19 protein-coding genes, 1 tRNA gene and 1 other RNA gene are annotated in these 22,183 nt (G+C 72.8%); 14 read left to right on the top strand and 7 right to left on the bottom strand.

Annotated elements, in window-relative coordinates; translation table 11 throughout:
- Positions 1 to 62 precede the first annotated feature (62 nt).
- Together ABD385_RS27615 and ABD385_RS27610 are read left to right on the top strand one after the other, a co-directional pair.
- On the top strand, positions 63 to 2,102 hold the full coding sequence (locus ABD385_RS27615) for an ABC transporter ATP-binding protein (protein WP_344581064.1): 2,040 nt from the start codon (positions 63 to 65) through the stop codon (positions 2,100 to 2,102).
- Between the two features lie 100 nt (positions 2,103 to 2,202).
- A complete protein-coding gene (locus tag ABD385_RS27610; RefSeq protein WP_344581062.1) occupies positions 2,203 to 2,724 on the top strand; it encodes a hypothetical protein in 522 nt (173 codons plus the stop codon).
- Between the two features lie 56 nt (positions 2,725 to 2,780).
- Here ABD385_RS27610 and ABD385_RS27605 read toward each other — a convergent pair whose 3' ends face one another.
- Positions 2,781 to 3,230: a DoxX family membrane protein gene (locus tag ABD385_RS27605; RefSeq protein WP_344581061.1), complete on the bottom strand. Its 450-nt coding sequence runs from the start codon at positions 3,228 to 3,230 to the stop codon at positions 2,781 to 2,783.
- A gap of 207 nt (positions 3,231 to 3,437) precedes the next feature.
- On the opposite strand from ABD385_RS27605, the gene ABD385_RS27600 reads away from it, so the two are divergent.
- On the top strand, positions 3,438 to 4,688 hold the full coding sequence (locus ABD385_RS27600; protein WP_344581059.1) for an amidohydrolase family protein: 1,251 nt from the start codon (positions 3,438 to 3,440) through the stop codon (positions 4,686 to 4,688).
- Positions 4,689 to 4,714: 26 nt separating this feature from the next.
- Here the strand turns inward: ABD385_RS27600 and ABD385_RS27595 are convergent, their stop codons facing one another.
- The 3 genes from ABD385_RS27595 to ABD385_RS27585 all read right to left on the bottom strand — a co-directional run bounded on the left by ABD385_RS27595 (position 4,715) and on the right by ABD385_RS27585 (position 7,340).
- Positions 4,715 to 5,680 carry an FkbM family methyltransferase gene (locus ABD385_RS27595; RefSeq protein ID WP_344581056.1) on the bottom strand — a complete coding sequence of 322 codons (966 nt, stop codon included), beginning with the start codon at positions 5,678 to 5,680 and terminating at the stop codon, positions 4,715 to 4,717.
- Positions 5,681 to 5,789: 109 nt separating this feature from the next.
- A complete protein-coding gene (locus tag ABD385_RS27590; protein ID WP_344581054.1) occupies positions 5,790 to 6,548 on the bottom strand; it encodes a glycosyltransferase family 2 protein in 759 nt (252 codons plus the stop codon).
- A 3-nt stretch (positions 6,549 to 6,551) separates the two neighbouring features.
- Positions 6,552 to 7,340, bottom strand: coding sequence for a GntR family transcriptional regulator (locus tag ABD385_RS27585; RefSeq protein ID WP_344581052.1), 789 nt, complete (start codon positions 7,338 to 7,340; stop codon positions 6,552 to 6,554).
- 264 nt (positions 7,341 to 7,604) lie between these two features.
- Here ABD385_RS27585 and ABD385_RS27580 point away from each other — a divergent pair, with 264 nt between their 5' ends.
- Positions 7,605 to 8,273 (top strand): TylF/MycF/NovP-related O-methyltransferase, encoded by a 669-nt coding sequence (locus ABD385_RS27580; RefSeq protein WP_344581049.1) that lies wholly within the window; start codon positions 7,605 to 7,607, stop codon positions 8,271 to 8,273.
- Positions 8,274 to 8,395: 122 nt separating this feature from the next.
- Here ABD385_RS27580 and ABD385_RS27575 read toward each other — a convergent pair.
- Positions 8,396 to 8,483, bottom strand: a tRNA-Ser gene (locus ABD385_RS27575).
- A 119-nt stretch (positions 8,484 to 8,602) separates the two neighbouring features.
- Between ABD385_RS27575 and ffs the strand changes: the two genes are divergently transcribed.
- The 8 genes from ffs (at position 8,603) to ABD385_RS27535 (ending at position 17,296) form a co-directional block, all read left to right on the top strand.
- Positions 8,603 to 8,701, top strand: an RNA gene (gene ffs, locus ABD385_RS27570) — signal recognition particle sRNA small type.
- 45 nt (positions 8,702 to 8,746) lie between these two features.
- Positions 8,747 to 11,185, top strand: a complete 2,439-nt coding sequence (locus tag ABD385_RS27565; RefSeq protein WP_344581045.1) for a DNA polymerase III subunit gamma and tau — start codon at positions 8,747 to 8,749, stop codon at positions 11,183 to 11,185.
- 241 nt (positions 11,186 to 11,426) lie between these two features.
- Positions 11,427 to 11,783 carry a YbaB/EbfC family nucleoid-associated protein gene (locus tag ABD385_RS27560; RefSeq protein ID WP_344581042.1) on the top strand — a complete coding sequence of 119 codons (357 nt, stop codon included), beginning with the start codon at positions 11,427 to 11,429 and terminating at the stop codon, positions 11,781 to 11,783.
- Between the two features lie 68 nt (positions 11,784 to 11,851).
- Entirely contained in the window at positions 11,852 to 12,451 is a 600-nt protein-coding gene (recR, locus tag ABD385_RS27555; RefSeq protein ID WP_344581041.1) for a recombination mediator RecR, read from the top strand.
- On the top strand, positions 12,444 to 13,106 hold the full coding sequence (locus tag ABD385_RS27550) for a DUF5063 domain-containing protein (RefSeq protein WP_344581040.1): 663 nt from the start codon (positions 12,444 to 12,446) through the stop codon (positions 13,104 to 13,106). Before recR ends, ABD385_RS27550 begins: the two co-directional genes overlap by 8 nt.
- A 350-nt stretch (positions 13,107 to 13,456) precedes the next feature.
- The gene (locus ABD385_RS27545) at positions 13,457 to 14,728 is read left to right on the top strand and encodes an aspartate kinase (RefSeq protein WP_344581039.1); all 1,272 of its coding nucleotides are present in this window, start codon (positions 13,457 to 13,459) and stop codon (positions 14,726 to 14,728) included.
- Positions 14,725 to 15,840, top strand: coding sequence for an aspartate-semialdehyde dehydrogenase (locus ABD385_RS27540; RefSeq protein ID WP_344581037.1), 1,116 nt, complete (start codon positions 14,725 to 14,727; stop codon positions 15,838 to 15,840). The genes ABD385_RS27545 and ABD385_RS27540 overlap by 4 nt, the downstream gene beginning before the upstream one ends.
- A gap of 793 nt (positions 15,841 to 16,633) precedes the next feature.
- The gene (locus ABD385_RS27535; protein WP_425585487.1) at positions 16,634 to 17,296 is read left to right on the top strand and encodes a SigE family RNA polymerase sigma factor; all 663 of its coding nucleotides are present in this window, start codon (positions 16,634 to 16,636) and stop codon (positions 17,294 to 17,296) included.
- A gap of 344 nt (positions 17,297 to 17,640) precedes the next feature.
- Here the strand turns inward: ABD385_RS27535 and ABD385_RS27530 are convergent, their stop codons facing one another.
- Positions 17,641 to 17,808, bottom strand: a complete 168-nt coding sequence (locus ABD385_RS27530) for a hypothetical protein (protein WP_344581035.1) — start codon at positions 17,806 to 17,808, stop codon at positions 17,641 to 17,643.
- Here ABD385_RS27530 and ABD385_RS27525 point away from each other — a divergent pair.
- Positions 17,800 to 18,648 carry a hypothetical protein gene (locus tag ABD385_RS27525; protein WP_344581033.1) on the top strand — a complete coding sequence of 283 codons (849 nt, stop codon included), beginning with the start codon at positions 17,800 to 17,802 and terminating at the stop codon, positions 18,646 to 18,648. The genes ABD385_RS27530 and ABD385_RS27525 overlap by 9 nt on opposite strands.
- Positions 18,649 to 19,064: 416 nt before the next feature.
- Positions 19,065 to 20,129: an SURF1 family protein gene (locus ABD385_RS27520; RefSeq protein WP_344581031.1), complete on the top strand. Its 1,065-nt coding sequence runs from the start codon at positions 19,065 to 19,067 to the stop codon at positions 20,127 to 20,129.
- A gap of 73 nt (positions 20,130 to 20,202) precedes the next feature.
- Here the strand turns inward: ABD385_RS27520 and ABD385_RS27515 are convergent, their stop codons facing one another.
- Positions 20,203 to 22,137, bottom strand: coding sequence for a S9 family peptidase (locus ABD385_RS27515; RefSeq protein ID WP_344581029.1), 1,935 nt, complete (start codon positions 22,135 to 22,137; stop codon positions 20,203 to 20,205).
- Between the last annotated feature and the right edge of the window lie 46 nt (positions 22,138 to 22,183).

Below are 22,183 nucleotides of genomic sequence, written 5' to 3'. Positions count from 1 at the left end.
GGCCGGCCTCGTGGGCTGCCGTGCCACGGTTCACCAGGCCCGTCCGCACGCACCCAGTGACCATGCATCTACGCAGCTCACGCCGCATCCGCGGCGCCAAGTCCAACGGCGGACGCGGGCCGAGGGCGGCCACCGACCGCGAGGCGACGACGTCCCGCGGGCGCGGGCCGAGGACGGCCATCCTCACCGACGCCCCACCGCCCGCCCCGCCCTTCGACGCCCCGCCCTTCGACGCCCCGCGCTCCGGGGCACGGTCCGGAGCGCACCCCACCGCGCCGCGGCCGGGATCGCACCCCGCGGGCACCGAACTCCTCGCCCAGCTGCCCACCGACGAGGTGCCCATCGTGACCCGGCACGTCGGCCCGGTGGAGGCGTTCCGGCGCTTCTGGCCGCTGACTCAGGGCGATCGCCGCTGGCTCGTCCTGGTGATCATGTGCGCGATCCTCTCCGCCCTCGCCGAGACCGTCACGATCCTGATCTTCGCCCAACTCACCGACCAGGCCCTGGCGAAGGGCTCGGTCAGCGCCTTCTGGCACCCGGCCGGCATCTGGCTGGGGGTCGCGGTCTTCGGCGCGGTGGTGGGCTACCTCGGCAACTCCGTCGCGGCCTGGACCGCGGAACGCTTCCTGCTGCGCCTGCGCGCCCGCGTCTTCACCCACCTCCAGACGCTGCCGCCGCACTTCTTCCAACGCAACCGCCGCGGCGACCTGCTGGAACGGCTGACCGGCGACGTCGACGCCATCGAACACCTTGTGGTGACCGGCATGGTCACCGCCTGCGCGGCCGTCTTCAGCACGCTCTTCTACGGCGCCGCCGCGCTCTGGCTGCGCTGGGAACTGGCGCTCGCCACCTTCGTCGCCGCGCCGATCTTCTTCGCCGCCACCCGCCGCTTCACCAACCGGCTGCGCGAGGTCTCCCGCCGCCAGCGGGCCGCCGACGGTGCCCTCACCTCGGTCGTCGAGGAGACCCTGGTCAACGTGGTGCTGACGCAGGCGTACAACCGCCAGCACGACGAGGAGCAGCGCCTGGGACGGGCGGCCCGCCGCTGGCTGCGCGCCTCCGTCGCCAGCGCCCGCCTGAACGCCCTCTACACCCAGCTCATCGAGGTCCTGGAGACGCTCTGCGTGCTGGCCATCATCGGCCTCGGCGCCTGGGAGATCTCGGCCGGCCGGATGTCCCTGGGCGAGCTGCTGGCCTTCGCCGCCTTCATCGGCTACCTCTACCCGCCGATCCGCTCCCTGGGCCAGCTGGGCCTGACCGCCACCGCGGCCACCGCCGCCGGCGACCGCCTGCTGGAGGTCCTCGACGCCCGCCCCGCGGTCACCGACCCGGAACCGGCCCGCACCACCCCCTTCCCGCAGCGCGCCCACGGCGAGGTCGCCGCGCAGGACGTCACCTTCCGCTACCCGAGTTCCCCGCACCACAACGCCGTCAACGCCCTCTCCTTCACCGCCCACCCCGGCCAGTTCCTGGTCGTCACCGGCCCCAGCGGCGCCGGCAAGTCCACCCTCGCGGCCCTGCTGCTGCGCTTCTACGACCCGGACGCCGGCACCGTCCGCCTCGACGGCATCCCGGTCGACCGCCTCCCGCTCGCCGACCTCCGCCGCAACGTCACCCTGCTGCCCCAGGAGACGCTCGTCCTGCACGACACCATCGAGCAGAACATCGCCTGCGGCCGCGAGGACCCCGCCCCGACCCACGAGGAAGTGGTGCAGGCGGCCCGGGCCGCCGACGCCCACTCCTTCGTCGCCGCCCTCCCGGACGGCTACGACACGGTCATCGCCCCCGCCACCGCGGCCCTCTCCGGCGGCCAGCTGCAACGCATCGCCATCGCCCGCGCCATGCTCCGCGACGCCCCGGTCCTCATCCTGGACGAGCCCACCACCGGCCTCGACACCCTCGCCGCCCAACGCATCCTCGGCCCCCTGCACCGCCTGGCCGCCGGCCGCACCACCGTCGTCATCACCCACGACCTCGACCTGGCCGCCACCGCCGACCACATCCTCGTCCTCGACGACGGCGACCTCGTCGAATCCGGCACCCACACCGAACTCCTGCTCCGCGCCGGGTTGTACGCGCAACTGTTCGAAGGCAAGAAGTAGCCGCGCGGGTCGCCCCCCCCGCAACGCTCTGGCGTCTTCGCGGCCGACGTGGCACCCTGCCGGCGCCCACGACCCGGGCGCGACGGACGAGGAGACGGCCATGAGCGCACCGCGCGAGAGCGAGCCGCAGGACACCGCATCCCCCACGGGCACCACCCGCCTCGACGCGCCGGCGGACCCCGCTCAGGCGCTGCGCGCGCAGCACGCGGCGCGCGGCCGGAGCGCCGTCGACCGCGCCGCGGCCATGTGCCGCTACGCCGGGATCGCCGAGGACGCCGCGCAGGCGGTGCCCAAGGACCCCGCCGCGAAGGCGGCCAACGCCGTCCGGCTGTCCGCGCAGGCCCTCGCGCGGCTGCCCGAGCTGCCGCTCGACCCCGCGGCCGACGCCCGGTGCGCGCGCAACGCCGCCGCGGCCGCGGCGGACGCGGCCGAGGCCGCGCAGGACCGCGCGGGGTCCGGCGACCTCGCGGAGCGCGCCCACCGCGCCGCGCTCGCGGCGGCCAAGGTCGCCGGGGCGGCCGCCGCCCGGGCCGCGGGCGGCCGCGACGAGGCGTTGAACCGCACGGCGGACGCGGCCGAGGCGGCGGCGGTGGCGGCGGCCGAGGCGGCGGGCTGGTTCTAGCCCGGCTCCGCCGGCACCCCCCCCTCAGCGAAGTGCCGGCGGACGCGCCCGCCCCCTCACGAGAACCACCCCAGCACCCCGTCCAGCGACCAGCTCTGCCCGCACAGCGCGAAGAAGCCGACGGCGGAGACCAACGCCATCATCAGGTTCTGGCCCTGCTCCGCCCAGTCGTGGATCATCAGCACGAAGTACACGAGGTTCAGCAGCAGCCCCGCGACCAGGGCGACCGGCGTCAGCAGCCCGACGATCAGGCCGAGGCCGAGGGCGAGTTCGGCGTAGGCGACGAGGTACGCCATCAGGCGCGGCCGGGGCTTGACGACGCGGTCGAAGCCGGTGCGGACCACGGTCCAGCGGTGCTTGGCCGCGACCCCGGCGGCCCACTCGATGCCGCCGCCGGCGAACCAGCTCTTCTTGTCCTTGTGGCGCCAGCTCTCCAGCCACCACAGCCCGAGACCGATGCGGAGGACGGCGAGCCATTCGGCGCCGGTGAGCCAGATCGTGTGCATGCGAGCTGCCCCTCTCAGTTGCCTGGTGTGCCTGCGGAGCCACGTTTCTGATGGTGCGTCAGTTCAGCGGAGGTCGGGCGTTCGCGCAAGGGGTCGAGTTTCCGGTCCTCCCTTGTGCATGCGGGGGCGACCTCCTAACCTCCGAACTGATGGGTCGTCAGATTCCGGACCGGCGTGACTCACCGGCACGGCAGTTGGGGGTAAAGCGTGACCAGCGGCAACACCGGCACCAGCGGCACCGCGGAGCTTCCGAGGATCATCAGCGTCGACGATCACGTGATCGAGCCGGCCCACCTCTTCGAGACCTGGCTGCCGCGGAAGTACCGCGACCGCGGCCCCAAACCGTTCACCGCCGGCATCGGAGAGCTGGCGTACGTCGGCGGGAAGTACCGCTTCACCACCGACCCCGAAGGCCAGACCACCGACTGGTGGGAGTACGAAGGGCTGCTCTTCCCGTACAAGCGCATCATCGCGGCCGTCGGCTTCTCCCGCGACGAGATGACGCTCGACGGCATCACCCGCGAGCAGATGCGGCGCGGCTGCTGGGACCCCAAGGCCCGGCTGGCGGACATGGACGTCAACCACGTCGAGGCGTCGCTCTGCTTCCCGACCTTCCCCCGGTTCTGCGGCCAGACCTTTGCCGAGGCCGCGGACAAGGAGGTCGGCCTGGCCTGCGTCCGCGCCTACAACGACTGGATGGTCCAGGAGTGGTGCGGCGACAGCGGCGGCCGGCTGATCCCGCTCTGCCTGATCCCCCTGTGGGACGTCGACCTCGCCGTCGCCGAGATCCGCCGCAACGCCGCCCGCGGCGTCCGTGCGGTCACCTTCAGCGAGATCCCCACCTACCTGGGCCTGCCGTCCATCCACTCCGGCTACTGGGACCCGTTCTTCGCGGCCTGCGAGGAGACCGGGACGGTGGTGAACATGCACATCGGGTCGTCGTCGCAGATGCCCGCCGCCTCACCGGACGCCCCGCCGGCCGTACAGGCGTCGCTCTCCTTCAACAACGCGATGGCCTCCATGATGGACTTCCTGTTCAGCGGCGTGCTGGTGAAGTTCCCGCGGCTCAAACTCGCGTACAGCGAAGGCCAGATGGGCTGGATCCCGTACGCCCTGGAGCGGGCCGACGACGTCTGGGAGGAACACCGGGCGTGGGGCGGGGTCAAGGACCTCGTCCCGGAGCCGCCGTCGACGTACTACTACCGGCAGATCTTCTGCTGCTTCTTCCGCGACAAGCACGGGGTCGAGGCGATCGAGACCGTCGGGGTGGACAACGCGACCTTCGAGACCGACTACCCGCACGTCGACTCCACCTGGCCGCACACCAAGGAGGTGGCCGCCGACCACGTGGGCCACCTCCCCGCGGACGTGGCCTACAAGCTGCTCCGCGGCAACGCGATCCGGATGCTGGACCTGCCGTTCGACCGCGACCGACGGCCGGCCCGCACGACGTCCTGACGCCCGGCGGCGCGGGAGCGGACCGGTCAGGCGAGGGCTTCGGCGTCCACCCGGGACAGGACCAGGTCCATCTGCTCGGTCACCGGGCCGCGCACCCGGACCGGTGGCCGCGGCCGCCGCAACATCACCGGATAGTCCTCCGGCATGTAGGAGTTGACCAGGCGGTACGGGTGCAGGCCGTGGGCGAGGAAGGGCGCCAGCACCTCGTCCGCGGTCGTCCCGCAGGCGGCCAACCGGTCCGGACTGACCTCCACCACGATCTCGCAGTCCGCCGGCAGGTCGTCGAGCAGCGGCACCAGGCTGGCCAGCACCGTCCCCTCGGCCCCCTCGACGTCGATCTTGATGATCCGGGCCTGCCGCAGCTCCTCCTCGGTCACCGCCTCGGTCATCGGCAGGCCCGGCACCCGCAGCTCCGCCGTGTGCCGCTCGGGCTCGATCACGCTCGTCGCGCCCACGTTCCCCGCGTGCGGCACGAACAGCCGCACCTCGCCGGGCTCCGCCGTGACGGCGCACCGCACCGTCCGCACCTGGGAGAAGCCGTTCAGATCGAGGTTGGCCCGCAGCGCGGCGTGGGTGTCGGGGGCGGGCTCGACCGCGACCACCCGGCCCTGCGGACCGACCAACTGCGCGGCGAGCAGCGAGTAGTACCCGACGTTCGCCCCGACGTCCACCAGGCCCGCACCCGGCGTCAACCGCCCCGCGATGAACGCGCTGACGTGCGGCTCCCAACACCCGTGCACCAGGATCGAGCGCTGGATCAGGTCCTCCGTCGTGCCGACCCGCACGCGGAACCCGTAACGGGTGCGCACCACCCGATCGCGGCGCGGGTTCTGCTGCAACCCCACGTCGAGCCACTCGCGCAGCATCAACCGCTTCAACCCCAGGCCCCACCCGTGGCGGACCCACCAGCGGGACGCCAGCAGCAGCGGTGTCCACGGCGGCGGCACGAGGTGCGTCTCGGACGGCGGAGGGCGGAGCCGGACGGAAGACATGACCATGACGCTACGAGAGCGCCCGACGAACGGCAAGTGCCCCTCGACCGCCCCGGAACCGGCCCCTGGCCAGCACCGACACCCCTCGACCGGACCCGGCCGAAACCCGTCAGCGACCGTCCGGATAGCGCCAGTCCAAACCGGCCAACTGGCGGGCCCGAGCCTCCACGACGGCCATCCGGGCGTCCCGCTCGCCCGCGTCGGTGTGCGACGCCTGACCGGTCACCTGCCCGGGCCACTTCCGGTAGAGCAGGCCCACCTCGGAGGAGAACCAGCCCCGGCTCACCGCGTTCAGCGCCAGCAGCAACCCGGTGTCCTCGGAGGCCGGCAGGGCCATCCAGCCCCCCAACGCGAGCAGCAGGTCCCGACGCACGCACAACGAAGCGGGGTGCACCGGCGCCCGGTAGTCGTGGGCCTTCCAGAAGTCGAGGACCGCGCCGCGCTCGACCGCCCCGGGCGCCGGATCCCCCGGGAACTCGACCGTCGAACCGTCCGGGAGCAGGTCCAGGACCCGCGAGGTCGCCCAGCCGAGGCCCGGATCGGCCTCCAGGGCGGCCAGGTCGCGGGCGAGCACACCCGGCGTCAACTGGTCGTCGGCGTCCAGCACCTTGACGTACTCGCCCTCCGCCCGCGCCAGCGCGATGGTCCGCGCGACCCCCGGCCCACCGGGCCGCCCCTGGCGGAAGGACACCCGCGGATCGTCCGGCACGTACGGCGCGACCTCGGCACCGGTGCCGTCCTCCTGGATCACCCACTGCCAGTCCCACCCGTCGGGCAGCTCCTGCTGCCGCAGCGAGGCGTGGGCGTCCGGCAAGTACGGCGCGGAGGGGGCATGGACGGCCGTGACGATGATGATGCGCCGACGCACGGCTCACCACCTTTCCAGGGGAGTAGTGAAGACCAGTTCCGTGCGGTCGCCGGGCAGGATGACGTCGGAGACGTCCACGACGCGGCCGTCGGTGGCGTACGAGACCTTCCGGAGCACCAGCACCGACGTCCCCGGCGGCAGCTCCAGCTCGTCGGCCTCCTCCGGCGCCGGCGGCCGGGCGGTGACGTGCTCCTCGACGCGGTCCACCTCGATCCCGACGGAGTGCAACTGGCTCTGCGAGCCACCCGGCCACGGCTCGTTGCGCTCGTCCAGCAGCGCGGGATTGCCCGCGATCACGTCGTGCACGAGGTACGAGGTGACCAGGCTGAACGGGGCGTGCTCGGCGGCGCACCGGGTCCGGTAACTGCGCTCCAGCAGCACCGTGCCCTCGGGCACGCCGAGCACCTCCGCCACGGCCGCGGGCGCGGCGACCTCGCGGTAGCGCGCCCGGAAGACCAGGTCGTCGACGTGCAGCCCGGTGTCGTGCTCGGTCGCCCCGGTCTGCGCCCGCCGCTCCAGGGGCGCGCGGGCCCGGTCCTTCTCCCACTGGTGCCGCAGGTTGGTGCGCCGCGCGCGGGTGCGCCGGCGACGCACGAAGTTCCCCACTCCGTGCCGCTTCTCCAGGAGCCCCTCGTCCTGCAGCGCACGCAGCGCCTCCCGGACCGTCGGCACGCTGCGCCCGAACCGCTCCGCGAGCCTGGTCTCGGCCGGCAACCGGTCCCCCGGCCCCAGCCGACCCGCCCGGATGGCCGTGCGGAGCTCGTCCGCGATCCGCTCGTAGGCCACTGCCATGGGTCACACCGTTCCGTCGCCCGACGCTCCGGCCCTGCGGCCCGCGCCTCCGACCGGTCGACCCGGCCGGATCACCCGGCCCCTTCCAGCCTACGACTCCTCAAGACCTCAAGACGACCCCGTCCGCGCCCCCACGGAACCCCACCCCACCCCGGTCGGCGCGTTTCTGCGCGCGTCCCCCGGTCCATGCATGCCGAGTGAGCACCGTGCCCCGCCCGGCGTCGGACGGCGGCACGTCCCTATGGCGGAGAGGTTCGGTGAGACATGACGGACGTTCGTGGGGCACTGCGGGAGGCCCTGCTCGGGGAGCAGCCGCGCACCGTCAACCGCGGGCGGATGCCGGTGGTGGAACGGGAACTGTCGCGCGTGGTGGCCACCGGCGTCCCCGGCGCGGTGGTGGAGTTCGGCTGCTTCCGCGGCGGCATGACCGCCTGGATGCGCGCCGTCCTGGAGGTCCAGGGCTCCTCGGACCGGGTGATCCACACCTACGACGCCTCCCAGGGCCTGCCGCCCGCCGAAGAACACGACGACGCCCACCCGACGGCCGGCGAATGCGCCGCCCGCACCGCCGAGGTGCGCGGCCTGCACGACACCTGGGGACTGCCCCAACCCGTCATCCACGAGGGCGGGTTCCACCGGACACTCCCCGACGACCTGCCGGCACGCATCGCGTTCGGCTACGTGGACGCCGACCGGTACGCCTCGACGCTCACCTGCCTGCGCGCCTGCGTACCGCGCCTGTCACCCGGCGCCGTCCTCGTCCTCGACGACTACGCGGACGCCTCCCGCCCGACACCACCGAAGTCCCCCGGCGTGCTGCGCGCCTGCGAGGAGTTCTTCGGCACCCCCGCCCCCGTAGCCGTGGCCACCACCGACGCCGGCTGGTCCCTGGCCGTCTACCGCCACCTGGACCGCACGGCCCCCTTCCACTGACCCCCACACCCCGCCCCACCACACGAGAAGTCCCCGCCCGGCGAACCGACCGGGGCCGCGGAACGCCGAAGGGCCCCACCGCAAGCGGTGGGGCCCTTCGACGTATTGCCCGGTGAGAGCAATGGCGGAGGATACGAGATTCGAACTCGTGAGGGGTTGCCCCCAACACGCTTTCCAAGCGTGCGCCCTAGGCCACTAGGCGAATCCTCCGCCGCAAACAATACAAGACGTTGGGGAGTGCTCGCGAACACGATCCGGGGGAGGGGGCGCGAGGGGAGGCCGGGGGAGGGCCGGGTCGTTTCTTGGGGTGGGGATCCGCTAATGTGGGGCCCAGCCCCTCACGTGGCGCTATCTGACTGAACTCCCCCAGGGCCGGAAGGCAGCAAGGGTAGGTCGGCTCTGGCGGGTGCGTGAGGGGCGCTTGCGTTCCGGGGGCGGTCCGGTTGTCAGTGGGGCCCGATATCGTCGTATGCGTGTCGTCCCTCGCGCTGTACCGCCGCTACCGCCCCGAGACCTTCGCCGAGGTCATCGGGCAAGAGCACGTGACCGACCCGCTGCAGCAGGCGTTGCGGAACAACCGGGTCAACCACGCGTACCTGTTCAGCGGGCCGCGCGGCTGCGGCAAGACGACGAGCGCGCGGATCCTGGCGCGCTGTTTGAACTGTGAGGAAGGTCCCACTCCCACGCCGTGCGGGACCTGCCACTCCTGCGTGGACCTGGCGCGCAACGGGCGCGGCTCGATCGACGTGATCGAGATCGACGCGGCGTCGCACGGTGGTGTCGACGACGCGCGCGAGCTGCGGGAGAAGGCGTTCTTCGGGCCGGCCAGCAGCCGGTACAAGATCTACATCATCGACGAGGCGCACATGGTGACCTCGGCGGGGTTCAACGCCCTGCTGAAGGTCGTCGAGGAGCCGCCGGAGCACCTGAAGTTCATCTTCGCGACCACGGAGCCCGAGAAGGTCATCGGGACGATCCGGTCGCGGACGCACCACTACCCGTTCCGCCTGGTGCCGCCCGGGACGCTGCGCGAGTACCTCGCGGAGGTGTGCGGCCGGGAGGAGAGCCCGGTCGAGGACGGCGTGCTGCCGCTGGTGGTGCGGGCCGGTGCCGGTTCGGTGCGGGACTCGATGTCGGTGATGGACCAGCTGCTCGCCGGTGCCGGTGCGGACGGTGTGACGTACGCCATGGCGACGTCGCTGCTGGGGTACACGGACGGATCGCTGCTGGACTCCGTCGTGGAGGCGTTCGCGGCCGGCGACGGGGCGGCGGCCTTCGAGGTCGTCGACCGGGTCATCGAGGGCGGGAACGACCCGCGGCGGTTCGTCGCCGACCTGCTGGAGCGACTGCGGGACCTGGTGATCCTGGCGGCGGTGCCGGACGCCGGCGAGAAGGGGCTGATCGACGCCCCGGCCGATGTCGTGGAGCGGATGACGGCGCAGGCGTCCGTGTTCGGGGCGGCCGAGCTGAGCCGCGCCGCCGACCTGGTCAACGCCGGGCTGACGGAGATGCGCGGGGCGACGTCCCCGCGGCTCCAGCTGGAGCTGATCTGCGCCCGGGTGCTGCTGCCTGCGGCGTACGACGACGAACGGTCGGTGCAGGCGCGGCTGGACCGCCTGGAGCGCGGGATCGGCGCCGGGGCGGCGGCCGCGGCGCTGGGCGGTGGCGGGCTGGGGCCCGCGGGTGGTGGCGGCGTCGGCCCCGGTGGGGCGGTGCTGGAGTCCGGCGGGCCCTCGGTGGGCTACGCGCCGGGCCCGGAGGCCCATCCGCCGATGCCGGCCGGCGGACCGACCGGCCCGGCGGCGGCGCGGGCCGCGGTGCGGGGGACGACGGGCGGACCGGCCTCGGGCGAGGCTCCCGCGGCGGCTGCCGGACCCGCGGCTCCCGCAGCTCCCGCGGCCGTCGGACCCGCTGCGGACGCCGGTGCTGGCGCCCCCGGTGAGGTCCGGAGCGGTGCGCCGGGCGGCCAGGGGGCCGGGCCGGCGGCGGCTCCGCAGGGCGGCGCGGCGCGGCCCGGAGCGTGGCCCGGTGGCACCCGTAACGCCGGCAACGGTGCGTCGGCGGGCCCGGGGGAGAGCGCCCGGCAGCCCGGCAGCTGGCCGTCGGCCGCGACCCCGGGACAGGGCGGACCGGCGGCCTCCGCACCGCCGACGGCGTCCGGGACCGGCGGGGGCGCGCCCGCGCCGGCCGCCGGCGCACCCGGCGGGGCGCCCGCCCCTGCTCCCGCGGGGCCCGGGCAGCCGGTGGCCGGCGGCGGGATGCTGTCCGGCGGCGCGGCCCAGGTCCGGCAGCTCTGGCCGCAGATCCTCGACGCGGTCAAGGGCCGCCGGCGCTTCACCTGGATCCTGCTGAGCCAGAACGCCCAGGTCTCCGGCTTCGACGGCACCACGCTGCAGATCGGCTTCCCCAACGCCGGGGCCCGGGACAGCTTCGCCAACGGCGGCAGCGAGGACGTCCTCAAGGACGTGCTCGCCGAGAACTTCCAGGTGCAGTGGCGGGTCGAGGCGATCGTCGACCCGTCCGGTGGCGCCAATCCGCCGGCCGGCGGTGCCCGCGGCGGCGGGGGCGGCTTCGGCGGCGGTGGCGGCGCACCGCAGCCCCCGCCGCAGGCCCCGGCCCGGCAGAGCGCCCCGGCGGCCCCCGACTCCTACGGGACGGGCGGCGGCGGAGCCGGTGGTGGCGGCGGGCAGGGGGCCCGGATGGCGCGCGAGGCGGTGTCCGCCGCGCCGGGCACCGGCGGCCAGGGCAGCCCGGCCGCGGAGCCCGCGTACGCGCCCGAGCCCCCGATGTCGATCGAGTACGACATGCCGGCGGAGGACGACCCGGACCTCGTCGACTCCGCGCTGAGCGGGCACGAGTTGATCGTGCGCGAGCTGGGCGCGACCGTCCTGGACGAGTTCGACAACAACTGAGCGTGCGGACGCGGACGCGCGGCGGTGTCCGCGTGCGACCGGCGGCGGATGCCGGGTCGGTGGCGGTACGTCACGGCGCGGACGCGGTGCGCGCCCGCGCGCCCGTCAGGGCGGTCGCCGGCCCGTCCCAGGGGCGTACGGCGCACATCAGTGCTCCTCCCTGCGGCGTAGGGCGCCGGGCGCGGGAAACACGTAGGCTCGGGCTACCGCACAAACGTTGTCGTACGGCAGGAGTCATGTCGTGATCCCCGGTGGTCAGCCCAATATGCAGCAGCTGCTCCAGCAGGCCCAGAAGATGCAGCAGGATCTCGCGGCCGCCCAGCAGGAGCTGGCGGAGACGCCCGTGGAGGGTTCCGCGGGGGGTGGCCTGGTCAAGGCGACCGTGACCGGTTCCGGTGAGCTCAAGGGGCTGGTGATCGACCCGAAGGCGGTCGACACCGACTCCGCGGAGGAGACCGCCGAGACCCTCGCCGACCTCGTCCTCGCCGCGGTCCGCGACGCCAGCGCCACGGCGCAGCAGCTCCAGCAGCAGAAGCTCGGCCCGCTCGCCCAGGCGCTGGGCGGCGGAGGCGGCGGCATCCCCGGCCTCCCCTTCTGAGGAGTAGCCAACTAGCGTACGGAGCCAACTAACGTGCGCAGCACGGCAGAAGAGAGAGAAGACGTTCCGTGTACGAAGGCGTGGTCCAGGACCTGATCGACGAGTTGGGCAGGCTGCCCGGCGTCGGTCCCAAGAGCGCGCAGCGGATCGCCTTCCACATCCTTCAGGCCGAGCCGACCGATGTCCGCCGGCTCGCGAACGCGCTGATGGAGGTCAAGGCCAAGGTCCGGTTCTGCTCCGTGTGCGGCAACGTCGCGCAGGAGGAGCAGTGCCGGGTCTGCCTGGACCCGCGGCGCGATCTGGCGGTCATCTGCGTCGTGGAGGAGCCCAAGGACGTCGTGGCGATCGAGCGGACCAGGGAGTTCCGCGGCCGCTACCACGTCCTCGGTGGAGCGATCAGTCCGATCGAGGGCGTCGGCCCCGACGACCTGCGGATACGGGAACTCCTGGCGAGGCTCGCGGACGGCACGGTCACCGAGCTGATCCTGGCCACCGACCCGAATCTGGAGGGCGAGGCGACGGCGACGTACCTGGCCCGCATGATCAAGCCGATGGGCCTCAGAGTGACGCGACTGGCCAGTGGGCTGCCGGTCGGAGGCGATCTGGAGTATGCCGACGAGGTCACGCTCGGGCGGGCCTTCGAAGGGAGGAGACTTCTCGATGTCTGACGCCACGCTGCACGACACGACACAGAACCCTGACGACTTCGCCGTTTCGATCTCCGACTCGATCGAGAGCTTCATCGTGGCGGTGACCGAGGTCGCCAAGGGCGACGAGCCGGACAGCGCGGTGCCCTTCCTCCTGCTGGAGATCTCCCAGCTGCTGCTCACCGGCGGCCGGCTGGGCGCCCACGAGGACATCGTCCCGGACGAGCGGTACGAACCGGACACCGGTCCGGAGCCGGACGTGGACGAGCTGCGCGAGCGGTTCGCGGTGCTGCTCGACCCGGTGGACGTGTACTCCGAGGTCTTCGACCCGTACGTGCCGCGCAGCGAGCCGGTGGCCTGCCGGATCTCCGACGACCTCGCGGACGTCATCACCGACCTGCGGCACGGGCTGGCGCACTACCGGGCCGGCCGCATCACCGAGGCCCTGTGGTGGTGGCAGTTCTCCTACCTGTCCAACTGGGGCCCGACCGCCTCGGCCGCCCTCCGGGCGCTGCAGTCGCTGGTCGCCCACGTCCGCCTCGACCAGCCGCTGGACGCACTCGACGGCCTGGACACCGACAGCGACGCCACCGCGGACGAGGAGCGGCTCGCCGAGGAGGCCGGCAAGGTCATGGCCGCCGAGATCGCCGGTCCGCTGGGACTGCGCCGGGTCTGACGGCGCCCCGCGCCGCCGTGCGCCGGAGCGTCGCGACGGTGTGACCTGGCTTACCTTTCCGTGTGCCCGGTGTGGAAGCGGGCAGGTGCACGCCGAGCAGGTGCGACGGAGCACCGCGCTGGACCGGCGAGGGACACGGTGTTCACAGACCGCGTTCGACGCGTTCACCGGACGTCTTCAGGGACGAAACCGTGGTGGGCAAGTTGATCGAAGCATGGGTTTTGTGTCTCACGATGTGGTAGTAGCGGGGCGGATTCCGCCCGCTCGTTAGACTGAGCCGACCGCAGTACCCCCATTTCCGGGGGTCCGGGAGGGAACCCCTCCCGCAGAGACAGTTGCGAGGAGCGCACGTGGGCCTTGTCGTGCAGAAGTACGGCGGCTCATCCGTTGCGGATGCCGAGGGCATCAAGCGCGTTGCCAAGCGAATCGTCGAGGCCAAGAAGAACGGCAACCAGGTTGTCGTCGTGGTCTCGGCGATGGGCGACACGACGGACGAGCTGATCGATCTCGCGCAGGAAGTGTCCCCGATCCCGTCGGGACGCGAGTTCGACATGCTGCTGACCGCCGGAGAGCGGATCTCCATGGCCCTGTTGGCGATGGCGATCAAAAACCTCGGCCATGAGGCGCAGTCCTTCACCGGTAGCCAGGCCGGTGTGATCACTGACTCCGTGCACAACAAGGCACGGATCATCGACGTCACGCCGGGCCGCATCAAGGCGTCCCTGGACGAGGGCAACATCGCCATCGTCGCCGGATTCCAGGGCGTGTCCCAGGACAAGAAGGACATCACGACGCTGGGGCGCGGTGGTTCGGACACCACCGCGGTGGCGCTCGCCGCCGCCCTGAACGCCGATGTCTGCGAGATCTACACCGACGTCGACGGCGTCTTCACCGCCGACCCGCGGGTCGTGAAGAAGGCCCGGAAGATCGACTGGATCTCCTTCGAGGACATGCTGGAGCTGGCCAGTTCCGGATCCAAGGTGCTGCTGCACCGCTGCGTGGAGTACGCACGCCGTTACAACATCCCGATCCACGTCCGCTCCTCCTTCTCGGGGCTACAGGGCACGTGGGTCAGCAACGAACCGCAAGGGGACAGGCCGATGGAGCAGGCGATCATCTCGGGCGTCGCACACGACACCTCCGAGGCGAAGGTCACGGTCGTCGGGGTCCCGGACAAGCCGGGCGAGGCCGCGCGGATCTTCCGTGCCATCGCCGACTCCGAGGTCAACATCGACATGGTCGTCCAGAACGTGTCGGCGGCCTCCACCGGCCTGACGGACATCTCCTTCACGCTGCCGAAGGCCGAGGGCCGCAAGGCCGTCGCCGCGCTGGAGAAGACCCGGGCCGCGGTCGGCTTCGACTCGCTCCGCTACGACGACCAGATCGCCAAGATCTCGCTGGTCGGCGCGGGTATGAAGACCAACCCCGGCGTCACCGCGGCGTTCTTCGAGGCGCTGTCGAACGCGGGCGTGAACATCGAGCTGATCTCGACCTCCGAGATCCGCATCTCGGTCGTCACCCGCGCCGACGACGTCAACGAGGCCGTCCGGGCGGTCCACAGCGCCTTCGGCCTCGACAGCGAGACCGACGAAGCAGTCGTCTACGGCGGCACCGGGCGATGATTCCGGCCGAGGCAGGCCGCCCGTCCTTCGCCGATTCGGCGGGGGCGGGGGCCCGCCCGGCTGCCAAGCCGCACCTCGCGGTCGTCGGCGCCACCGGTGCCGTCGGCCGCGTCCTGCTCGGCATCCTCTCCGAGCGGGCCGACGTCTGGGGTGAGATCCGGCTGATCGCCTCACCCCGCTCGGCCGGCCGCAAGCTGACCGTGCGGGGCGAGGAGGTCGAGGTCGTCGCGGTGAGCGAGGACGCCTTCGACGGCGTCGACGTCGCGGTCTTCGACGTGCCGCACGAGGTGGCCGCCCAGTGGGCGCCGGTCGCGGTGTCCAAGGGCGCGGTCGTGGTGGACAATTCGGGCGCGTTCCTGGGAGACCCGGACGTGCCGCTCGTCGTGCCCGAGGTCAACGGGTGCGCGGCGCGGATCCGTCCGCGCGGCATCATCGCCAACCCGCACTGCACCACCCTGTCGATGATCGTCGTCCTCGGTGCGCTGCACGCCGAGTACGGACTCAGCGAGTTGGTCGTCTCCTCGTACCAGGCCGCGTCGGCGGCCGGGCGGGCCGGCGTCGACACCCTGCGGGCGCAGCTCTCGTCGGTGGCCGGCACCGAACTGGGCGCCGCGCCGGGCGACGTGCGCCGGGCGGTCGGCGACACCCTCGGGCCGTTCCCGGCGCCGCTCGCCCTCAACGTCGTGCCGTGGGCCGGATCGCTCCAGGCCGACGGCTGGTCCTCGACGGAACTGGCGATCCGCGAGGAGTCCCGCAAGGTGCTGGGGCTGCCGGAACTGCCGGTCACCGCGACCTGCGTGCAGGTTCCGGTGCTCACCGCGCACTCGATGGCCGTGCACGCGCGCTTCGAGAACGAGGTCACGGTCGCCGGTGCGCACGAGATCCTGGCGGCCGCGCCCGGCGTCGTGCTCTGCGACGACCCGGCGGAGGGCGAGTACCCGACCCCGTCGGACGTGGCGGGGACCGATCCCACGTGGGTGGGGCGGGTGCGGCGGTCGTTGGACGATCCGCGCGCCCTGGAACTCTTCGTGTGCGGCGACAACCTGCGCAAGGGCGCGGCGTTGAACGCGGCACAGATCGGGGAGTTGGTGGCGGGGGAGATGCGGGGGTAGGGCCGGGGGCGGCGGGGCGGTCGGCTCTCAGGAGGCGGCTGATTCGCTGGGGGCTTCGGGGGCTTCAGCGCTTCAGGGGCTTCAGGGTGTTCGGTCTCCTTGGGGTGCGCGGGCTCCTTCGTCTGTTTGGTTCGTGTGATCCGTTTCATCTGTTCGGCTTGCCCGGTTCGTTTGGTTCGTTTGGTTCGCTCGATTCATGTGGATTGCTCGGCCGTTGGTTTCTCGGCCGGTGCCTTTCGGATTTCGGGGGGCGGCTGCTGGATCTTGGGCGTCGGGCCCGTGGGTCGGGGTGCTCGGATTCCCTTTGCCGGCTTCCTTTTCTTGTTTTCCGGCCCCGGTTGCCCGTTGATTGTGGCCGCTTGTCGCTTTGGTGGCGATTTGCTGGTGGCGCTGTGACCAGGGGATTCCGTTGCGGGTGCGGTAGTTGGCGGGAGTGGCTGCGAGGGGCCGGCCGCCTGCGACATACTTTGTGGGACGTGTGAAGATTTCGTGTGTGGAGTGCTGGTCCGAGTCACTTGATCTGGGCTGATGTTCTGTTCGATCATTCGCTTCCCGCGATGCTGCAACCGGCGGCCGGTGGGTGGCGTCTTTTCGGGTCACTCCTCGGGGGTGCCCGTGGCGTTCGCGGGCCACTCCTGGAGCCCTGGGGTGGCGGGGCGATCGCGTCAAGGTGGTCGTATCGGGGCAATTGGGGTGTTTGGGAAGAGCTGGTGCGCATGAGGGCATTTGACGCATCGCCACAAGTGGTGCCTTGCGCGTACAACCCTTTTGGGGGGAAGCGTGTCCAACAGGCGTGGCAGAGGTACTCGGATTCACCATCGCCCCGGCGGGAGCGGCAGGCGCGGCAGTGCGCCCGCAGCGCCCACGGGTTTCCGGGGGCATGCCGGTGATCGCCCCCTGGTCCGCCGCGCGCCCCGCGCAGTTGCCGTCGCAGCGTGGGGACACTGACGACGCGATGGCAGCCGGCACCACAGTCGACCACCTCACCGAGACCTACCGCGCGCACTACCGCTCCCTCCTCGGACTCGCCGCGCTCCTGCTCGACGACACCGCCTCCTGCGAGGACGTCGTGCAGGAGGCCTTCATCCGCGTGCACTCCGCCCGCGGGCGCGTGCGCGACCCCGAGAAGACCCTCGCCTACCTACGACAGACGGTCGTCAACCTCTCGCGCTCCGCGCTGCGCCGCCGGATCCTCGGGCTGAAGCTGCTCTCCAAGCCGATGCCCGACATGGCGAGCGCCGAGGAGGGCGCCTACGACCTGCTGGAGCGCGACGAGCTGATCAAGGCGATGCGCGGGTTGCAGCGCCGGCAGCGGGAAGTCCTGGTGCTCCGGTACTTCGCCGACATGACGGAGGCCCAGGTCGCGGAGACGTTGGGAATATCGCTCGGTTCGGTCAAGGCGTACGGTTCGCGGGGCATCGCGGCGCTTCGCGTCGCCATGGAGGCTCCGGCGTGAGTGCGGCAGGATCCAGCCGGGGAAACACCGGGCACGACGGGGGCCACCGCGGCGACAGGGACCCTCGACAGCGGCGGGACGCCCGGGAGCCCTGGGAGCCCCGAGAGGCCCGTGGCGGCTGGGGACAAGAAACCAGTCGGGGGGCCGGCGAGGCGCATCAGGACGGCCGGGACGACGACTTCGAGGCGCGCGCGGCAGGCGATCCGGCTGCCCGGGCCGGCGCCGCGACGGCGAGCGAGGCGCCAGCCGCTGGTTCCGCTTCCAATTCCAGTTCCGGTTCCCGTTCCACTTCTGGATACGGAGCCGGCCCCGGGGCGCGTGACGGCTTCGGCGGTGAGGACGAACTACGGCGACGGCTGCAGTCCCGCGTCGCCGACCTGGAGCCCGCGCCGGACGCCCTGGAGCACCTGCGACGCGCCGTCCCGGCCCGTCGCCAACGACGTCGGCACGCTGTGGTCGGCGCGGCCGCGGCACTGCTGCTCGGCGGTACGGCGATCCCGGCGATGGTCCACGTCGCGAGCTTCAGCGACGCCCCCGGAGACCGGCCCGCGAACGCCGCGAGCAGCCGCAGCGCCGAACAGGACACCAACGGCGGTTACGGCGAGGGCACCGAACAGGCCAGCACCCGCCCGAGCGGCGGAGGCGGTGGCAAGCCCGGCACGGACCACCCGCCGGGCACGGCGGACAAGGGCACCGAGACGCCCGGCGCGGGAGCCGGCGTCGGGGCCGGCACGCCCGCTCCCGACACGACCATGGACGTCACCTCGCCGGTCTGCGGACGCGATCAACTCGGCAAGGGCACCGGCACGGTCGGCCAGGCCGACTCCTCGGGACGGGTCTACGGCGCGTTCCGGGTGGTGAACACCTCCGATTCCGCTTGCTCCGTGCAGGGCGGCGGGACGGTGGACCTCACCCCGCAGGGCGCCACCAAGCAGGACAAGGTCCACGTCGTCGACCACACCTCGGGCGACGACGCCACCGGACTGCCGGACCCGGCGACCACCCCCGACCAGTTGGTGCTGAAGCCGGGGCAGGCGTACGAGGTCAAGTTCGCCTGGATCCCGGCCGCCGGCGGCGGGCCGACCGGATGCGCCAGCCCGGGCCCGTCGCCGACGCCCGACCCGTCCAAGGCGCCCGGGGACTCGCCCGCCGCGGCGACGACGAGCGGTGGCGGCAGTGGCGGGGAAGGTCAGGCCGGCGGCGACAGCGGCACCGGGGACGGCGGCGCGGCGGCCGGCGGTGTGCTGCTGACCCACACCCCGGAGGCCGGCGAACCCACCGCGGCCGACGTCAAGATCACGGACGCGTGCGCCGGCACGGTGTACCGCACGGCACCACTGGCTACGCCTTAGCCGGACTGTGTTGCGGGCGGTCGCTGCTGTGGTCGGGCCGTGGTCAGGCCGTGGGTGGTCTGTGGCGTGGTCGGTCTGTGGCGTGGTCGGTCTTTGCTGTGGTCGGGCCGTGCCGGGCGTTGGCTGGGTTGTGTTGTGTTGTGGTCGGTGGCTGCCGTGGTCGGTTGCTGTCGTAACGGGGCGGTGGCGTGGGTGGTGTGTGGGGGCGTGGCCGGTGTGCTGCCGGGTGTGCTGTCCCGCGCGCCGGCTCGTCCGCGTCGTGGCCCGGATGGCGGCGCGGCGAGTGCGGGCATGCCCCGGGAGCGGTCTGCGGCCGTGGGCGCGGCCGAGGGCGTACGGCCCGGGGCGCGCGGGTCCGGCAGCGGAGGGGAGGGGGCGGTGCGGCCGTGCGACGCGGGCCCCGTACCGTTGGTGGGGTGTACCGGTTCCTGCTGACCCCGCGGTGGTGGGGAATCAACGTCTTCGCCGTACTGGCGATCCCCTTCTGCATCTTCATGGGCAGCTGGCAGTTGAGCCGCTTCGACGACCGGGTCGCCTCGCACCATCAGCAGGAGGACCGGTCCGCCGACGCCAAGGCCGCGGCTCCCCGACCGTTGCAGAGCCTGCTGCCCGTCGACCAGGTCACCTCCGGCCGGCAGGCCAGTGCCCGCGGCCGCTACGACACCGAGCACCAACTCCTGGTCCCGGACCGCACCCTGCAGGGCAAGCACGGTGACCAGCAGGGCTTCTACGTCCTGACCCTGCTCCGCACGGACGACGGCAAGGCGCTCCCGGTCGTCCGCGGCTGGCTCCCCGGCGACGCGAACGCCAAGGCCGACGCGGCGAAGGTGCCCGCGCCGCCCGCGGGCGAGGTCACGGTCACCGGAGCGCTCCAGGCGTCCGAGAACGAGGGCACGTCCGGCGTGCAGGCCGGCGGCGGTCTGCCCAAGGGACAACTCGGCATGATCAGCGCGGCGTCGCTGGTCAACCTCGTGCCGTACGGCGTCTACGACGCCTGGATCACCCTCGCCGACCCGCCGGCCCCGCTGCACGCCGTGCCGCCGGCCGCGGCGGAGGGCAGCGGCCTGGACATGAAGGCGTTCCAGAACCTCGGGTACACCGGCGAATGGTTCGTCTTCGCGGGCTTCGTCGTCTTCATGTGGTTCCGGCTGGTCCGCCGCGAGGCGGAAGCGGCCAGGGACGCCGCCCTGGGCATCCTCCCGGAGGAGGCGGACGGGGCGACGCACGGCGCGACGAACGGTGCGAGCACCGGGGCGGCGAACGCGGGGACCGAGGCGACGGCGAACGCGGGGACCGAGGCGACGGCGAACGCGGCACCGGACGCAGCGACGGACGCACCGTCGGAAGCAGTGACGGACGCACCGTCGGACGCGGCGGCGTCCGGGACGGTGGCCGGCGCGCAGGAGAGCACGGATGGTGACGGGGGCGAGGGCGGGGGCGGCGGCGTCCCGGCCGGGGACGAGGTCCCGGCGGGCAAGTAGGGGACTGCTCGACTGCTCCCCGGGGGCTTCCTTCCCCCCCCGCCCACCCACCCCCGCCTCCCCCTCACCATCGCTACTCGGTCGTCGCCTTCTTCTTCTCCTCCTGCTCCTCACCCGTAGTCAGCCGTCCCCCGGCGTCCAGGTGGCGGCGGGCGAAGTCGAGTTCGAGTCGGACCTGCTTGATGCGTTCCTCGACGACGAGGGAGCCGTGGCCGGCGTCGTAGCGGTAGACCTCGTGCGGGTGGTCGCGTCCTTCGAGGCGTTGGACGTAGTTCTCGACCTGACGGATCGGGCAGCGGGGGTCGTTGACGCCGGCGGAGATGTAGACGGGGGCCTGTACGGCGTCGACGTACGTCAGGGGGGAGGACGCCTCGAAGCGTTCGGGGACTTCTTCGGGGGTTCCGCCCAGGAGGGTGCGGTCCATGGCCTTCAGGGCTTCCATCTCGTCGTGGTACGCCGTGACGTAGTCCGCGACGGGGACGGCGGCGAGGCCGAGTGCCCAGGCGTCCGGCTGGGTGCCCAGGCCCAGCAGGGTGAGGTAGCCGCCCCAGGAGCCGCCGGCCAGCACCAGTTGCTCCGGGTCCGCGAGGCCGGAGGAGACCGCCCACGCGCGCACGGCGGCGATGTCCTCCAGCTCGATCAGTCCGACGCGGTGTTTGAGCGCGTCCGTCCAGGCCCGGCCGTAGCCGGTCGAGCCGCGGTAGTTGACGCGGACGACCGCGAAGCCGTGGTCCACCCAGGCCGCCGGTGACGAGGCGAAGGCGTCACTGTCGTGCCACGTCGGGCCGCCGTGGACGTCGAAGAGGGTGGGGAAGGGGCCCGGGCCGGGGGGCTGCTGGATCAGTGCGTGGATGCGGCCGCCGGGTCCGTCCACCCAGACGTCCGTGACGGGGACCGATCCGGGGGCCTTCATCCCGGGCGGGTCCAGGACCACCGTGCCGTTGGTCGATCGCACCTCCGGCGGCTGGGCGGCGGAGGACCACAGGAACTCCACGGTCCCGTCGGGGCGGGCGGTGGCGCCGGAGACCGTGCCGGCGGGGGTGTCGACGCGGCTCAGGGCGCTGCCGGTGCCGTCGGCGGTGGTCAGGTCGTAGCGCCAGAGTTCGCTGCGGGCCTGGTACTCGTGCTCGATCAGGAGGGCCGAGCCGTCGGGGTACCAGTCCGCTCCCACGTCGCCGGGCAGGTCGATCTCCAGGGCGGTCTGCACGCCCGTCAGCGGGTCCCAGATCATCGGTTCCCAACGGCCGCGCCGCTGGTGCCCGACGAGCAGCCGGCTGTCGCCGTCCACTGGGGCGAAGCCCATCACCGACAGGCCCAGCTCCTCGCTACCGCCGTGGGTGTCGTCCAGCTCGGCGACGGTGGAGCCGTCGGTCCGCACGACGCGGATGGCGGAGTGCATGGCGTCGCCGTGCTCGGTGTGCTCGATGGCGATCAGCGCACCGTCGTGGGAGAGGTCGCCGACGCCCGCCGACTCGCGGTGCCGGTAGATCTCCACCGGCGGCTGTCCGGGCCGGACGACGTGGAGGGTGGAGCCGTCCTCGTCCGTCGAGCGGCCGATGACCGCGGTGCCGTCCCGGTTGATCGCCAGTCCGCCCGGATAGGAGGGGTCGAGGCCCGGCGCGGCCGGCTCGTCCGGACCGCCGGTGAACGGCTGGCGCATCCAGATGCCGAATTCGTCGCCGTCGGTGTCGGAGAACCACCAGATCCATTGGCCGTCCGGCGAGAGCGTGCCGTCCGTCGTGCCGTGCGGGCGGTCGGTGGCTTGCCGTTGGGTGCCGGTCGCGCGGTCCCAGGCGTACAGCTCGAAGGTGCCGGTGGCGTTCGAGACGAACAGGGAGTGGTCCGGGGCGTGCTCCGCCCACTCCGGCAGCCCGATCCGCGGGGCGCGGAAGCGCTGCTCCCAGGCCGGAATGCCGGCGGTCGCGTCCGCCGTGGCGTCGGCGGAACGGGGGTGGGCGGGGGGCGGATCGGCGGGGGTGCGGCCGGGGCCTGTGGTCTCGTCAGTCATGGGGCCATTCTGCGCCCGGCGGTGGAATTTCCGCTGGCGAGGCCAG

Origin of the sequence: Streptomyces lunalinharesii (assembly GCF_039532155.1) — a bacterium.
In the GTDB taxonomy this organism is placed as follows: Bacteria; Actinomycetota; Actinomycetes; order Streptomycetales; family Streptomycetaceae; genus Streptomyces; species Streptomyces lunalinharesii.
The sequence above is the reverse complement of the archived record's forward strand: the minus strand, read 5'-3'. Positions and strand labels throughout refer to the sequence as shown.

Bases quoted from the DNA above. Each gene is read 5' to 3' on its own strand.
- ABD385_RS27615 (WP_344581064.1), top strand. From the start codon at position 63: ATGCATCTACGCAGCTCACGCCGCATCCGCGGCGCCAAGTCCAACGGC.
- ABD385_RS27610 (WP_344581062.1), top strand. From the start codon at position 2,203: ATGAGCGCACCGCGCGAGAGCGAGCCGCAGGACACCGCATCCCCCACG.
- ABD385_RS27605 (WP_344581061.1), bottom strand. From the start codon at position 3,230: ATGCACACGATCTGGCTCACCGGCGCCGAATGGCTCGCCGTCCTCCGC.
- ABD385_RS27595 (WP_344581056.1), bottom strand. From the start codon at position 5,680: ATGTCTTCCGTCCGGCTCCGCCCTCCGCCGTCCGAGACGCACCTCGTG.
- ABD385_RS27585 (WP_344581052.1), bottom strand. From the start codon at position 7,340: ATGGCAGTGGCCTACGAGCGGATCGCGGACGAGCTCCGCACGGCCATC.
- ABD385_RS27580 (WP_344581049.1), top strand. From the start codon at position 7,605: ATGACGGACGTTCGTGGGGCACTGCGGGAGGCCCTGCTCGGGGAGCAG.
- ABD385_RS27550 (WP_344581040.1), top strand. From the start codon at position 12,444: ATGTCTGACGCCACGCTGCACGACACGACACAGAACCCTGACGACTTC.
- ABD385_RS27540 (WP_344581037.1), top strand. From the start codon at position 14,725: ATGATTCCGGCCGAGGCAGGCCGCCCGTCCTTCGCCGATTCGGCGGGG.
- ABD385_RS27525 (WP_344581033.1), top strand. From the start codon at position 17,800: ATGGTCCACGTCGCGAGCTTCAGCGACGCCCCCGGAGACCGGCCCGCG.
- ABD385_RS27515 (WP_344581029.1), bottom strand. From the start codon at position 22,137: ATGACTGACGAGACCACAGGCCCCGGCCGCACCCCCGCCGATCCGCCC.